Below are 14744 nucleotides of genomic sequence, written 5' to 3'. Positions count from 1 at the left end.
CTGTGGGGGATAGCGGTCAGCCAATGGCTTGAGTCGCCAGTGCGAACTGTTGGACGCCATTGGCTGTTTGCGGTGGCGTGCCCTTGGTCATTTGCGCCACGGTATCGACCTGCTTCAAACCCGCCGACTGCAGCCATTCGGCCAGGCCGCTGTCTGCCGGAATGTCGATGCGTACGAAGGCGTCCGGTACGTGCGCCAGCAACACGGCGATCAGGTGTTTAGCCTGTTCGAGGTTTTCGGCGACGACCGGGCCGATGCAACGACCACGGCCGAAGGGGCGCAGCAAGGCGAAGGCGCGTAACTGGCCGTCGCGCTCGATCCCCACCGAATGCTCGACCACTTCAAACAGATCCGCGAGCACTGCTTCGCGATCCAGCCCGCTGCCGGCGTTGGCCAAAGCCAGCACGCGAGCCTGATCCGCCGCGTTCAGTGCACGGCAATGTTCGCCGTCGGCCAGTGCGGCGGGTGCAGGTGCATTGACGTTGCCCTGATGCTGCTGAATCCGGCCGAATTCGACAAAGCCCTGGCTGGCGTAAAGCGGTGCGCCGGCCAGTGTGGCGTTGAGCATCGGGGTGCGTGACTGGCAGGCATCCAGTGCCTGTTCCATGAGCTTGCGGCCGATGCCTTTGCCTTGATAGTCATCACTGACAATCACCAGGCCAATGGTGGTGAAGCCACCCTGGGGGCAGGCGAATGCCGTGCCGATCACACGCTCGCCATCCAGCACCACAAAGCCGTCGCTGACCCGTTGCAGCATCGCCCAGTCGTCCAGGCGATGGGGCCACTTCAACTGCACGGACAAGGCGTGGGCCGAGGGCAGGTCGGCGGCCGTCATTGGCCGATAGACATAAGCAGGTTGTTGCAAGGCGGACATGGCGAGTCTCCGTTGGACAGTTAGCGCGAGCGGCCGGATTTCCAGCGCGATGGTGCCTGTATCCCATCTGTGCGAAGGCCTGACAAGGGGGGCTGGAGCATTCGGCAGATTCCGCAAGCCCGAGGCCGGCAGACCACACTTACTACTTAAATGCACCGCAAGGTCGGCAGCAAATGCCAGGGCTTTTTTTCTACGATGGAGACCTGAGTTCACGACGCGTCGTCCCTTATTTGGAGTGCTCCATGGATAGCTTCGATCCCCGCCTTATCGCTGTGCGCAGCGCTCACTTCATTGCTGGAAAGTACCGCGATGCGCAACCCGGGCTGGAGGTGGTGCGCCCCTCTGACGGCCAGGTCTATGCTCAGTTGCCAATCGCCGATGCCGACCTGGTGGATGAGGCGGTCACTGATGCCTGGCAGGCGTTCAACCGCAGTGACTGGGCCAGCCGTCCACCCCGGGAGCGAGCGCGGGTGATGCGCCGCTGGGCCGATCTGATCGAGGCGGACGCCGCCATTCTGGCACCGCTGGAAGCCGTGGGCTCGACGCGTCCTCATAAAGATGTGATCGCCTGGGACATTCCTTATGTCGCCGAAGGCATTCGCTTCTTCGCCGAACTGGCGGACAAGCATGGCGGTCACGTGGCAGCGACCCAGACCGATAGACTGGGTATGCAGATCGCCGAGCCCTACGGCGTCATTGCCGCCATCGCACCGTGGAATTTCCCCTTGAGCATGGCCTCCTGGAAGGTGGCCCCGGCGTTGGCAGCCGGTAATGCCGTGGTGCTCAAACCTTCGGAGCTGACGCCATTCTCCAGCCTGCGCTTTGCCGAACTGGCACTGCAGGCGGGCATTCCGGCGGGGATTTTCAACGTTATCCAGGGCGATGGCCGCATCACGGGCGATGCCTTGTGCCGCCATCCGCGAGTGGCCAAAGTGACGTTCACCGGGTCCACGGCGACCGGGTCGAGCATCATGTCGACCTGTGCGCTGGTGGGGCCGAAACCGGTGACCCTGGAACTCGGCGGCAAGAGCCCACAACTGGTGTTCGCTGATGTACCGGACATCGCCAAAACCGCGCGCACTGTGGCACTGGCCATCACTGGTAACGCCGGGCAGGTGTGCGTGTCCGGTTCGCGGTTGTTGATCCAGCGCTCGATCCTGGAACCCTTTGTTGCGCATTTGCAGGCGTATTTCGAGGAACTACACCCGGGGCCGACCTGGTCATCCGAGAGCACGTTGTCGCCGATCATTTCCCGACTGCAAGCCAGTCGCATCGACGGTATCGTCCAACGCTCGCGTCAGGCTGGTGCTGAAGTGCTGACCGGCGGCGGAGTGTTTGAAGGTCTGGGCGGCGCTTATTACCAACCGACGTTGCTGACGGGGCTGGACAATGACAGCCCGGCCGTCTGCGAAGAAATCTTCGGCCCGGTGCTGACGGTGCAGGCATTCGATGATGAAGAACAGGCGCTGAGCCTGGCCGCGCACGCCACCTACGGCTTGGCGGCGGGTGTACACACCGCCGATATCAATCGCGCCCTGCGCCTGGTCCGGCGGCTGGAGGCGGGGACGGTGTGGGTGAACCGTTACGGGCGCAGTAACGACTACATCCTGCCGACCGGCGGCTACAAACGCTCCGGCATCGGCAAGGACCTGGGGCGCGAAGCGTTCGAAGCCAATTTACGCTTCAAGAGTGTGCTGATCGATATCGTGCAATAACACAAATCCCCCTGTGGGAGCGGGCTTGCTCCGGGCGGCGATCCGACGAAGAGGGAGTGTCAGTCGACATCAATGCTGCCTGACACACCGCCTTCGTCGGATCGCCGCCCGGAGCAAGCCCGCTCCCACAGGTTCTCAGCAACCTCCAGATATTCGCCACGTTTGAATCAGCACCCAAACGGGCGCTTCCGCAAGGAAGCGCCCGTTTTCGTTCAGCCCGGCGCAGGTTCTGCGGTAGATCGGTGCGTGATCGGGCCTTGCAGGGCTATAAAGGCCCATAAGAGCGCACAAATACGGGGTTTGCCCAAGGCTTGTGCGCGCCGCAAAGTCTGCTGAGGGCAGGCGCCAAAACGGTGGTTTGTATCGAGCGAAGGTCGCTTTTAACGCCATCTGCTGATTTCACAGTGTTGTAATGACGGTGTGCTGCAGCGTTGCATCACAGCTTCGGTAACGGAGCGAATGCTTGTCACGCCATGACCTCAACGAACTTCAGGACCGCACTCAATGAGCTTTCTTCGCCCCAAATTCATTACGTTCGACTGCTACGGTACGCTGACCAACTTCCACATGGGCACGATGACTCGCGAGCTGTTCGCCGATCGCGTGAAGCCCGAGCAGATGGATCAGTTCGTCAAGGACTTCTCGGCCTACCGCCTGGACCAGGTCATGGGTGACTGGATGCCATATGACGAAATCCTCAAGACCGCACTGGCGCGGACCTGCAAGCGCTGGGGCATCGAGTACCGTGACGAAGGTCAACTGTATTACGACGCCGTACCGACCTGGGGCCCGCACCCCGATGTGCCGGCCGGCCTGTCGAAAATCGCCGACAAGATCCCGCTGGTGATTTTCTCCAACGCCAGCGACAGCCAGATCATGTCCAACGTCGACAAACTCGGCGCACCGTTCCACAAGGTTTTTACCGCCGAACAGGCCCAGGCCTACAAGCCGCGTCTGGCCGCGTTCGAGTACATGCTCGACAACCTCAACTGCGGACCGGAAGACATCTTGCATGTGTCCTCCAGCTTCCGTTATGACCTGATGCCGGCCCACGACATGAAGATCAAGAACAAGGCCTTCGTCGCCCGTGGTCACGAAGTCCCGGCCAATGCCTTCTACGGCTACCAGCAGATCACCGATATTGGCGGGCTGGCCGCACTGGTTGGTCTCTGAGTCGAACGGTAACGGCGCTCTTCAACGCATTCTTTTTTTGGCATAGGCGGGTTAGACATGGGCAGTGAATCCTACTGGCTCGACACCGCACCGGCGTTCAGCGGTGCACAGTTCGGCGCATTGCCCGGGCAGGTCGACGTGGCCATCGTCGGTGGTGGTTTCACCGGCCTGGCGGCGGCCCGGGCGTTGGCCTTGAAGGGCGCCAGTGTGGTGGTGCTGGAGGCCGGAAGGGTCATCGGTGAAGCGTCGGGGCGCAATGGCGGCCAGTGCAACACCGGCGTTGCCCAGGACTACGCCGGGCTCAGCGCCAGCCTCGGTGCCGACAAGGCACGGGCTTATTACCAAGCCTACGAAAGCGCGGTGCAGAGCGTGGTGTCGTTGGTGGAGCAGGAGCAAATCGCCTGCGACCTGATTCGCAACGGCAAGCTCAAACTGGCCGCCAAGCCCATGCACTACGAAGGGCTGGCACGGACCTGCGAACTGATTCGCAAGGAAGTCGATGCCGACGTCGAATTGCTGACCGCCGAGCAGACCCGCGCGGAAGTCAATTCCGCGCAGTTCCACGGTGGCTTGCTGCAGCGCAACGGCGTGCAGATGCATGTCGGGCGCTTCGGTGTCGGGTTGGCCGAGGCAGCGGCACGTCACGGCGCGCTGATCCATCAAGGCACTTCGGTCACTGACTGGAAAGCCCAGGCCGGCGGTTATCAGGTCAACACCAGCAAAGGATCGCTGCACGCCGGTCAGGTGTTATTGGCCACGGGCGCCTGTCAGCACGGTGGTTTGGGCTGGTATCGGCGGCGGATCGTGCCGGTGGGCAGTTTTGTCATCGCCACCGAAGTCCTTCCACCGTCGCTGATCGAGCAGTTGTTGCCGGGCCGCCGCGCCTATGTCACCAGCCGCATGATCGGTAACTACTTCCGCCTCACCCCGGACAATCGCCTGCTGTTTGGCGGCCGTGCGCGGTTCGCCATGTCGGACAGCGTCAACGACGCCAAAAGCGGCAAGGTGCTGCACGCGGCGATGGTGCAGATGTTCCCGCAGTTGGCCAACGTGAAGATCGACTACTGCTGGGGCGGGCTGGTGGACATGACCTCAGACCGACTGCCTCGGGCGGGTCAGCACGGCGGTGTTTATCACTCCATGGGCTACAGCGGCCATGGCGTGCAGATGTCGGTGCACATGGGCCAGGTCATGGCCGATGTCATGGCCGGCAACGTCGAAGCCAACCCTTGGCGTGAACTCGAATGGCCGGCGATTCCTGGCCATTTCGGCAAACCGTGGTTCCTGCCGTTCGTAGGTGCCTATTACCGCTTCCAGGATTATTTGCATTGAGTTGATGTTGTGGCGTCACCGTCGTTTGCGTTTCCAGGACGTTCCGGTCAACCGGGACACTCGAGCCTTCTCATTTTCGACAGGTACAACTGATATGACTGACAACAAGATCGACTCCCAACTGATCTCCGGCCAGGAAAGCCTACGGGTATTCGAAGGCCTAAATCGCGGCATGTCGCGCCGCAACGCCTTGCAGATGCTCGGCGTGGCCGGTGTGGCTGCGGCGGGCGCCGGCAGCCTGTTCGGCGCCGCCGGTAAACTGTTTGCCGAAGAAGCCGCCACCCCCGGCAAAGGCAAACCGGGCGGGCGGATTCGCGTCGCCGGCATGTCCAGTTCCACCGCCGATACGCTGGACCCGGCCAAAGGCGCGTTGTCGACCGACTACGTGCGCCACTTCATGTTCTACAACGGCCTGACCCGTTTCGACGCCCACTTGGTGCCGCAACTGGAACTGGCCGAGCGCATCGACAACACCGACGCCACGCTGTGGACCATCACCCTGCGCAAGGACGTGACCTTCCACAACGGCAAGACCCTGAGCGCTGCCGACGTGGTGTACTCGCTGTCGCGCCACAAGGATCCGCTGACCGGCTCCAAGGTCATGCCGCTGATGGCGCAGTTCGAAGAAATCAAAGCCACCGGCCCCAACGAAGTTCAAATCCGCCTGAGCGCGCCGAACGCCGAGCTGCCGTCGATCCTCGCCGTGTCGCACCTGATGATCGTTCCGGAAGGCACCACCGATTTCAACCAGGGCATCGGCACCGGGCCGTTCAAGGTCAAGGAATTCAAACCGGGCGTGCGCTCGATTGCCGCGCGCAATACCGGCTACTGGAAACCGGGCCTGCCGTACCTGGACGAAATCGAGTTCATCGCCATTGCCGACGAACCGTCGCGGGTCAACGCGCTGTTGTCGGGCGACGTACACATGATCAACGAGGTCAACCCGCGCTCGACCACGCGCATCAAGGCCAGCGCCAAACACCGGGTCGTGGATGCGCCATCGGGTAACTACACCGACCTGATCATCCGCCAGGATCAGATGCCGGGCAAAAGCGCCGAATTCACTCAGGCCATGAAGCACCTGCTGGACCGTGAACAGGTTAAATCCGCAGTGTTCCGGGGCTTTGCCGTGGTCGGTAACGACCATCCGATTTCCCCCGGTTCGCGCTACTACAACGCCGACCTGCCGCAACGGGTCTACGACCCGGAAAAAGCCAAGTTCCTGCTCAAGAAGGCCGGCATGGAAAGCATCACTATGCCGCTGGTCGCATCGCCGGCCGCCACCGGTTCGGTGGACATCGCGGTGCTTTTGCAACAGTCGGCGAAACAGGCCGGGCTCAAGCTCGACGTCAATCGCCTGCCGAGCGATGGCTACTGGTCCAATCACTGGATGAAGCACCCGCTGAGCTTCGGCAACATCAACCCGCGGCCGAACGCTGACGTGATGTTCTCGCAGTTCTTCCAGTCGAAAGCGCCGTGGAACGAATCGGGCTGGCAGAACGATCAGTTCGATCAGTTGCTGATGCTCGCCCGGGGTGAAACCGACGACGCCAAGCGCACCAAGATGTACGCCGACATGCAGACCCTGGTGCATGACCACAGTGGTATCGGCGTGCCGGTGTTCATCAGCAACATCGACGGTGTCGACCAGCGCATCAAAGGTTACGGCAGCAACCCGCTGGGTGGTTTCATGGGCTACATGTTCGCCGAGCAGGTCTGGCTGGACGCTTGATGAGCAGTGGTTGAAGCGACGGGGACATTGCATGAGGGTAGGGCGATGAATAGCAACACACTGTGGTTGATCGGCCGGCGCCTGGGCGCCGCGATCGTGACTTTGTTGATCGTGTCCATGGTCGTGTTTGCGATCACGGCGGTACTGCCGGGGGACGCGGCGCAACAATCGCTCGGGCAGTTCGCCACGCCGGAACAGGTGGCGGCCTTGCGTCTGAAACTGGGGCTGGATCAGCCCGGTGTGTTGCGTTACCTGCACTGGTTGATGAACCTGCTGAGCGGCGACATGGGCCAGTCGGTCTCCAACGCCATGCCGGTCAGCGAGTTGATGGCCGGGCGGGTGCCCAACACCTTGATGCTGGCGGCCGCGACGGCGCTGGTGTCAGTGCCGGTGGCGTTGATTCTGGGCATCGGCTCGGCGATGGGCCGCGGGGGGCGCATCGACAGCTTCCTGAGCTTTTTCACCCTGGCCATGGTGGCCGTGCCGGAGTTTCTGGTGGCGACCCTGGCGGTGCTGATTTTTGCGGTGAACCTGGGCTGGTTGTCGGCGCTGTCCTATGCCAGCGACATCACCTCACCTTGGCAATTCATGCGCACTTACGCCTTGCCGGTGATGACGCTGTGCTGCGTCATCGTCGCGCAAATGGCCCGCATGACCCGGGCAGCGGTGATCGATCAACTGGACAGCCCCTACGTGGAAATGGCCCGGCTCAAAGGCGTGAGCCCGATGCGCATTGTGCTGCGCCATGCCTTGCCCAATGCCATCGGACCGATCGCCAATGCCATCGCCCTGAGCCTTTCTTACCTGTTGGGCGGGGTGGTAATCGTCGAGACGATCTTCAACTACCCCGGCATCGCCAGCCTGATGGTCGATGCGGTGACCAACCGCGACATGGCGCTGGTCCAGGCCTGCACCATGCTGTTTTGCACGGCGTACCTGGGGTTGGTGCTGATTGCCGACCTGTGCGCGATTCTGTCCAATCCGAGGCTGAGAAACCAATGAACAATCTCATTGTGAAATCGACGCCTGCGACCCCCGACCTGTCGGTTGGCAAGGTGTCTCATGGTCCGGCCTGGCTGGGTCTGATCGGGGCTGCGATGTGCGTTATCTGGTTGCTGGTGGCGATCTTCGGCCCCTGGCTGGCGCCGCACCCGGTGGGTGAAGTGGTCTCTGACAATGTCTTTGACAGCATCAGCGCCGTTTACCCGTTCGGTACCGATTACCTGGGCCGCGACATGCTCAGTCGCATCCTCGTCGGCGCACGTTTCACCGTCGGCCTGGCGTTGGTGGCGGCGGTGTTGGCCAGCGGTCTGGGCACCAGTTGCGCGCTGCTGTCGGTGGTGTCGCCGAAGTGGCTGGACGAGGTGATCAGTCGCTTGATGGACGCCTTTATCTCGATCCCGAGCAAGATGCTGGCGCTGATCATGGTCTCGGCCTTCGGCTCGTCGGTTACCTTGCTGATCTGCACCGCGGTGCTGAGCTTCACCCCCGGCGCGTTCCGCATCGCCCGCAGCATGGCGGTGAACATCGAAGCCCTGGAATACGTGCAAGTGGCCCGTACTCGCGGCGAACGTCGGCTGTACATCGCGTGCGTGGAGATCCTGCCGAACATGCTCAACCCGGTACTGACGGACCTGGGGCTGCGTTTCGGCTTCATCGTGCTGCTGCTCAGCGGCATGAGCTTCCTCGGTCTGGGCGTGCAACCACCGGATGCCGACCTCGGCTCACTGGTGCGCGAAAACATTGGCGGCCTCAACCAGGGCGCGCCGGCCATCGTGATTCCGGCCCTGGCCATCGGCACCCTGACCATCGGTGTGAATCTGTTTATCGACCGCCTGTCTTCGCGACGTAGTCGACGTTCGAGAGGCCATTGAAATGAGTGAATTGATTCGAGTCGAAAACCTGCGCGTGGTCGCCTGCGGTGAGCGCGGCGAGGTAGAAATCGTCAAGGGTGTGAGTTTCTCCCTGGCCAAAGGTGAAGTGCTGGCGTTGATTGGCGAGTCCGGTTCGGGCAAGACCACCATCGCTCTGGCGCTGCTCGGTTACGCCCGGCGCGGTTGTCGCCTGGCGTCTGGCGTGGTGCAGATCGGCGAGCACGACATGCTCGCGTTGAGCGAAAGCGAGCTGCAAGGCCTGCGGGGCAACCGGGTGTCCTATATCGCCCAGAGTGCGGCGGCGGCGTTCAACCCGGCGAAGAAACTGATCGATCAAGTAGTGGAGGGCGCGTTGATTCATGGCCTGGGCAGCCGGGCCGTGCTCGAAGCCAAGGCCGTCGAGTTGTTTCGCGACCTGGCGCTGCCGGACCCCGATCGCATCGGCCAGCGCTATCCCCATCAGGTCTCCGGCGGGCAACTGCAGCGGGTCATGGCGGCCATGGCTCTGATCAGCGATCCGCTGCTGGTGGTGCTCGACGAACCGACCACGGCCCTCGACGTGACGACCCAGATCGACGTGCTGCGCGCCTTCAAACGGGTGGTGCGCGAACGTGGGGCGACGGCGGTTTACGTGTCCCACGACCTTGCCGTGGTCGCGCAAATGGCCGATCAGATTGTGGTACTCAACGGCGGTGAGATTTTCGAACAAAGTGCCACCGCGCCATTACTCAAAGGCCCGGCCCACGAATACACCCGCAGCCTGCTGGCGGCGGCGCGGCCGGACACGACGATTCGTCCGCCCTGCGATGTGGCGCAAGACACGCCCTTGCTGACCATCCAGGGCCTGACTGCCGGTTACGGCAACAAGAACATGCACGGCATGCCGTCGATTCGGGTGCTGGAAGACATCGACCTGACCGTGCGCCGGGGCCAGGCCATCGGCGTGATCGGTGAGTCGGGCTCGGGCAAATCGACCCTGGCGCGGGTGGTGGCGGGGCTGCTGACCCCGGCGCTGGGCGGGCTGACCTTCGATGGTCAACCGCTGGGCGGCAGCCTGTCCGAGCGCACCGCCGAACAGTTCCGCCGCATTCAAATGGTGTTCCAGAATGCCGACACCGCGCTAAACCCGATGCACAGTGTCAGCACCATCCTGAGCCGGCCACTGAAGATGTATTTCGGTCTCAAAGGGGCCGCATTGCGCGAGCGCATCGGCGAGTTGCTGGACCTGGTGCGCCTACCGCGAGACATGGCGGAACGGCGTCCGAATGAACTGTCCGGCGGGCAAAAACAGCGGGTCAATCTGGCCCGGGCGCTGGCGGCCAAACCGGACCTGATTCTGTGCGATGAGGTGACCTCGGCGCTCGACACAGTGGTCGGCGCGGCGATTCTCGAACTGCTGCGCGACCTGCGTCAGGAACTGGGGGTTTCGTACCTGTTCATCAGTCACGACATCTCCACCGTCCGCGCGCTGTGTGATGACATTGTGGTGATGTACAGCGGCCACAAGGTTCAGGCCGGCACTCGGCAAGCGTTCGCCCAAGCCCCGTTCCATCCTTACACCGACCTGTTGATCCATTCGGTGCCGGAACTGCGTCAGGGCTGGCTGGAGAACTGCGGCACCACTTGCGGCGACCTGCCGCCAATCGGCGCCAGGGCCAACGTGCCAGAGCTGTGCACCTTTCTCAATCGGTGCCCGGTGCGGGTCGACAGCCTGTGTAATCGCACCGCGCCGAACCGTCGAGTCATCGCCGGTGGCAGCGAAATCCTTTGCCACCACGACACCGCCGAGCTGCTGAAAACCCAGCAGGATTTGAACATCATGACCCAGGGAGCCTATGCATGAAGGGGCGTTTTGTGAGGCTGGCCGAGCAGGGCCGACCGACCGTCAATCTGAAGGTGGACGGCGCACCCATCGAGGCGTTGCTGGGCGATACCCTGATGGTCGCGCTGCTGACCCAGGGCTCAGCGTTGCGCCAGTCGGAATTCGATTCGGGCCGTCGCGCCGGATTTTGTTTAATGGGCGCCTGCCAGGATTGCTGGGTCTGGACCCGCAGCGGCGAACGCTTGCGTGCCTGTTCCAATGAAGTCCGTGATGGGCTGGACATCGTCACCACACAACCGGAGGCGACATGGCCACTGCACGGCTGAGCTCTAATAAAGTCGTAATTGTCGGCGCTGGGCCGGCCGGGATTCGCTGTGCCGAAACCCTGGTGGCTGCGGGTATCAAGCCGATCCTGATCGATGAAAATCGCCGGGATGGCGGGCAGATCTACCGTCGACAGCCGGAAGGCTTTACCCGCGATTACGCCACGCTGTACGGCACCGAAGCCGCCAAAGCCCGGGACCTGCACCAAAGCTTCGATCGCTTGCGCGGATCGATCGACTACCGACCGGACACGCTGGTGTGGAACCTCACAGCGGGGCAATTGTGCTGCGTGAAACAGAGCAAGCATACGATGGTGGATTACGACGCGTTGATCCTCTGCACTGGCGCTACCGATCGCTTGATGCCGATCGAAGGCTGGCAACTGGCGGGCACCTACAGCCTCGGCGGAGCACAGATCGCACTCAAATCCCAAGCTGTTTCCATTGGCCACAGCGTGGTGTTCATGGGCAGCGGGCCGTTGCTGTATCTGGTGGCCAGCCAATATGTCAAAGCCGGCGCCAACGTGGCGGCAGTGCTCGACACCTCGCCGCTGAGCAAACGCATCCTTGCCATCCCCAAACTGTTGGCGCGTCCCGGATTACTGTTCACCGGGATGAAACTGTTGGCGCAGCTGTATCAGGCGAAAATCCCGGTACACCTGGGGATCAAACCCCTGCAAGTGCTGGGCGACGCGGCGAGCGGCGTCAGTGGCGTGCGGGTCAGCACGGCGAGCGGGGAAACCCTGACGGTCAATTGCGACGCCGTGGCCCTGGGTTATCACCTGCGCCCGGAAACGCAATTGGCGGACCTTGCCGGTTGTCGCCTGCGTTTCGATGAGGCGTCCAGCCAATGGTTGCTGGCGGTTGATGAGGATGGCCGAACCTCGGTCAGTGGTGTGTACGCGGCCGGGGACGGCTCGAAGATTCGCGGCGCGGATGCCGCTGAACACGCCGGAAGGCTGGTCGCCATGGCGCTGTTGGAGGACCTGCAGCAACCGCTGAATGTCGGGTTGCGCGACGAACAACGCCACGCGCTGGCGGTGATGGACCAGTTTCGCCTGGGGCTGGCCCAGGCGTTTCCCTGGCCGTCGGCGCAAGCCAAAGCTCTACCGGATGCCGCCATCGTCTGTCGCTGTGAAATGATCAGCGCCGGCGAATTGCGCCGCACCGTCAGCGAAAAGGGTGCCTGCGAAGTCAATCGGGCCAAGGCGTTCAGCCGCGTCGGCATGGGCCGTTGCCAGGGACGTTATTGTTCCCAGGCCGGGGCCGAGGTGATTGCTGCCGCTGCTGGTGTCAGCGTGCAACAGGTCGGTCGGCAGCGCGGTCAGGCGCCGGTCAAACCCCTTTCGATGCTCACCGAGGAGGTGTCGCCATGACGGTTCATAAAGCCGACGTCGTGATTGTCGGCGGTGGCCTGATGGGCTCGGCGGCGGCGTTTTTTCTGCGTCAGCGCGGTCAGTCGGTGATCCTGCTGGAGCGCGACCAGATTGGTCAGTACGCCAGCGGCGTGAACTTCGGCAACGTACGGCGCCAGGGCCGATTCCTTGGGCAGCTGGCGTTGGCTAACCGTTCGTGGGCGCTGTGGAAACGCTTGCCGGAGTTGATCGACGACGACCTCGAATTCATCGCCAGCGGGCACATGCGTGTGTGTTATCGCGAAGACGAAATCCCTGAACTGGAAGCCTACGCGGCAGCGCCCGAAGCGGCGCAACTGGATCTGAAAATCTATCGCGGTGCCGAGCTGCATGCGCGGTTCCCGTTCCTCGGCCCGGACGTGAAGGGCGGCTCCTACGCGCCCCACGACGGCCACGCCAACCCACGTTTGGCCGCCCCGGCGTTTGCCCGTGCCGCACGGCGACTTGGCGCGCGGATCGAAGAACAGACGGAAGTCGCCGAAGTGCAGAAGGTCGGTGGCGAGTTCAACGTCACCACCACCGATGGCCGCCAGTTCAGCGCCGCTCAGCTGTTGATCACCGCGGGTGCCTGGGGCCAGAAGCTGTCGGCGCAGTTCGGCGAACCGGTGCCACTGGACACCCACGGCCCGCAAATGGCCGTGACCGAACCGGTGCCTTACGCCTTGCCGACCGTGATCGGCGTGTACACCAAAATTCCCGAGGAAGTGATCTATTTTCGCCAGATCCCGCGCGGCAACATCGTCATCGGCGGCGGCTACCGCAGCAAACCGGACATGCTCAATCGCCGGGCCTATGTCGAGCCGCGCAGCATCCTCAATCAGATGGAGCAGATGCGCCGTCTGCTGCCGGGTGTCGGCAACCTGAACATCATTCGGGTCTGGAGCGGCATCGAAGGTTATCTGCCCGACTCCCTGCCGGTGATGGGCCCCAGCGGCACCGTCGATGGCTTGTTCTACGCCTTCGGCTTCTGTGGCCACGGCTTCCAGCTCGGTCCTGGCGTCGGCGACGTGATGGCCGAACTGATCAGCACCGGCAGCACCAGCACGTCGATTGAGCCGTTCTCCATCAACCGGTTCGCCCTCTCAGCCGAGCAACGGAGCAAGGCCTCATGAAACCCCGTGTACTGGATATTCTCAAACGCCTGATGGCCTTCGACACCGTGTCGTCGGAGTCGAACATGGCCCTCATCGAGTACGTGCGTGACTTGCTGCTGACCAAGGGCATCGAGTCGCTGATCGTCAAGGATGAAACCGGCAAAAAGGCCAACCTGTTCGCCAGCACCGGTCCACGCGAGTTGCCGGGGATTCTGCTGTCCGGGCATACCGACGTGGTGCCGGCGGCGGGGCAGGCCTGGACCTTCCCGGCGTTTCAGGCGACGGTGCAGGACGGGCGGATTTACGGCCGTGGCAGTTGCGACATGAAGGGCTTCATTGCATTGGCCATCGACGCCATGCTCGACGCGGCGGACAGCCCGTTGAGCCGGCCGCTGCAACTGGCGCTGTCCCATGACGAAGAAACAGGTTGTGTCGGCGTGCGCCGCTTGCTGGACGTGTTACACCTTGCGCCGGTACGACCGTTTTTGTGCCTGATCGGTGAACCGACCAACATGCAGTTTGTGTTGGGGCACAAGGGCAAGGGTTCTTACCGCACCTACTGTCGGGGCCTGGAAGCGCATTCCTCGCTGGCACCGCGCTCGGTCAATGCGATTCATGTGGCCTGCGATTTCATCGCCGCGCTGCGTCAAAGCCAGCAGCAGTTGCAAGAGCAGGGCACCCAGGATGCGGACTACGACGTGCCCTACAGCACCGTGCATGTCGGGCAGATTGTTGGCGGCAAGGCGCTGAACATTGTGCCCAATCTGTGCACCCTGGACTTCGAAGTGCGCAACTTGCCGGCGGACGATCTGGATCAGTTTCTGGAACAGATGCGCGAGCGTGCCGAAGTCATCGTGCGTGAGGCCAAAAAACTGTCCAGTGTCGCCGCGATCGACATTGAAACCGTCAACGTCTATCCCGGCCTCGATACGCACCCGAGCGTCGAAGCGGTGCGCTTCCTGAAGGACTTCGCCGCGCCGGATACCGGCACCGCCAAAGTATCGTTCGGCACCGAAGGCGGGCTGTTCAAGCAGCGTCTGGATGTGCCGGTGGTGGTCTGCGGCCCGGGCTCGATCGAACAGGCGCACAAGCCGGACGAGTTCATCGAGATCAGCCAGATGGAGGCCGGTGAACGGTTTCTTGATGGCCTGCTCGGTTCCCTGAAACTGTAATCAGGTTCCATGGCAAACACAGATCAAATGTGGGAGCGGGCTTGCTCGCGAAGGCGTCGTGTCAGTCAGCATTTATGACAACTGACACACCGCCTTCGCGAGCAAGCCCGCTCCCACATGGTTTTGTGTTGATCTGACAGATCATGAATCTGCCGTTCCACCGCTAATTTCAGCATCCGACACTGTCCTGAAATCGCTTTCAGCATCCTCACCCGCCA

Annotated in this window: 12 protein-coding genes; 11 read left to right on the top strand and 1 reads right to left on the bottom strand. The window is 62.4% G+C overall.

The window, feature by feature from the left end; translation table 11 throughout:
• Window positions 1–16: 16 nt before the first annotated feature.
• Window positions 17–874, bottom strand: a complete 858-nt coding sequence (locus E3W21_RS13495; RefSeq protein ID WP_134420338.1) for a GNAT family N-acetyltransferase — start codon at window positions 872–874, stop codon at window positions 17–19.
• Window positions 875–1116: 242 nt separating this feature from the next.
• Between E3W21_RS13495 and E3W21_RS13490 the strand changes: the two genes are divergently transcribed.
• From E3W21_RS13490 to argE, 11 genes are all read left to right on the top strand, one after another.
• Complete coding sequence (locus E3W21_RS13490) at window positions 1117–2589, top strand: aldehyde dehydrogenase (RefSeq protein WP_134420336.1); 1473 nt, start codon at window positions 1117–1119, stop codon at window positions 2587–2589.
• Window positions 2590–3093: 504 nt separating this feature from the next.
• Window positions 3094–3762, top strand: coding sequence for a haloacid dehalogenase type II (locus E3W21_RS13485; protein ID WP_129444761.1), 669 nt, complete (start codon window positions 3094–3096; stop codon window positions 3760–3762).
• A gap of 57 nt (window positions 3763–3819) precedes the next feature.
• Complete coding sequence (locus E3W21_RS13480; protein ID WP_129444760.1) at window positions 3820–5094, top strand: FAD-binding oxidoreductase; 1275 nt, start codon at window positions 3820–3822, stop codon at window positions 5092–5094.
• Between the two features lie 94 nt (window positions 5095–5188).
• A complete protein-coding gene (locus E3W21_RS13475) occupies window positions 5189–6826 on the top strand; it encodes an ABC transporter substrate-binding protein (RefSeq protein ID WP_134420334.1) in 1638 nt (545 codons plus the stop codon).
• 45 nt (window positions 6827–6871) lie between these two features.
• The gene (locus tag E3W21_RS13470; protein ID WP_033062145.1) at window positions 6872–7828 is read left to right on the top strand and encodes an ABC transporter permease; all 957 of its coding nucleotides are present in this window, start codon (window positions 6872–6874) and stop codon (window positions 7826–7828) included.
• Window positions 7825–8700, top strand: a complete 876-nt coding sequence (locus E3W21_RS13465; protein ID WP_134420332.1) for an ABC transporter permease — start codon at window positions 7825–7827, stop codon at window positions 8698–8700. The genes E3W21_RS13470 and E3W21_RS13465 overlap by 4 nt, the downstream gene beginning before the upstream one ends.
• A 1-nt stretch (window position 8701) precedes the next feature.
• The gene (locus E3W21_RS13460; protein WP_134420330.1) at window positions 8702–10543 is read left to right on the top strand and encodes an ABC transporter ATP-binding protein; all 1842 of its coding nucleotides are present in this window, start codon (window positions 8702–8704) and stop codon (window positions 10541–10543) included.
• The gene (locus E3W21_RS13455; RefSeq protein WP_129444756.1) at window positions 10540–10848 is read left to right on the top strand and encodes a (2Fe-2S)-binding protein; all 309 of its coding nucleotides are present in this window, start codon (window positions 10540–10542) and stop codon (window positions 10846–10848) included. Before E3W21_RS13460 ends, E3W21_RS13455 begins: the two co-directional genes overlap by 4 nt.
• Entirely contained in the window at window positions 10830–12221 is a 1392-nt protein-coding gene (locus E3W21_RS13450) for an NAD(P)/FAD-dependent oxidoreductase (protein WP_134420328.1), read from the top strand. Before E3W21_RS13455 ends, E3W21_RS13450 begins: the two co-directional genes overlap by 19 nt.
• Window positions 12218–13372: an FAD-binding oxidoreductase gene (locus tag E3W21_RS13445; protein ID WP_134420326.1), complete on the top strand. Its 1155-nt coding sequence runs from the start codon at window positions 12218–12220 to the stop codon at window positions 13370–13372. The genes E3W21_RS13450 and E3W21_RS13445 overlap by 4 nt, the downstream gene beginning before the upstream one ends.
• Window positions 13369–14526, top strand: coding sequence for an acetylornithine deacetylase (argE, locus tag E3W21_RS13440; RefSeq protein WP_134420324.1), 1158 nt, complete (start codon window positions 13369–13371; stop codon window positions 14524–14526). The genes E3W21_RS13445 and argE overlap by 4 nt, the downstream gene beginning before the upstream one ends.
• The last annotated feature ends 218 nt before the right edge of the window (window positions 14527–14744 follow it).

It is taken from the genome of Pseudomonas sp. F01002, assembly GCF_004402115.1.
In the GTDB taxonomy this organism is placed as follows: domain Bacteria; phylum Pseudomonadota; class Gammaproteobacteria; order Pseudomonadales; family Pseudomonadaceae; genus Aquipseudomonas; species Aquipseudomonas frigoris.
Note: the sequence above shows the minus strand (reverse complement) of the source record. Positions and strands in the feature narration are given on the sequence as shown.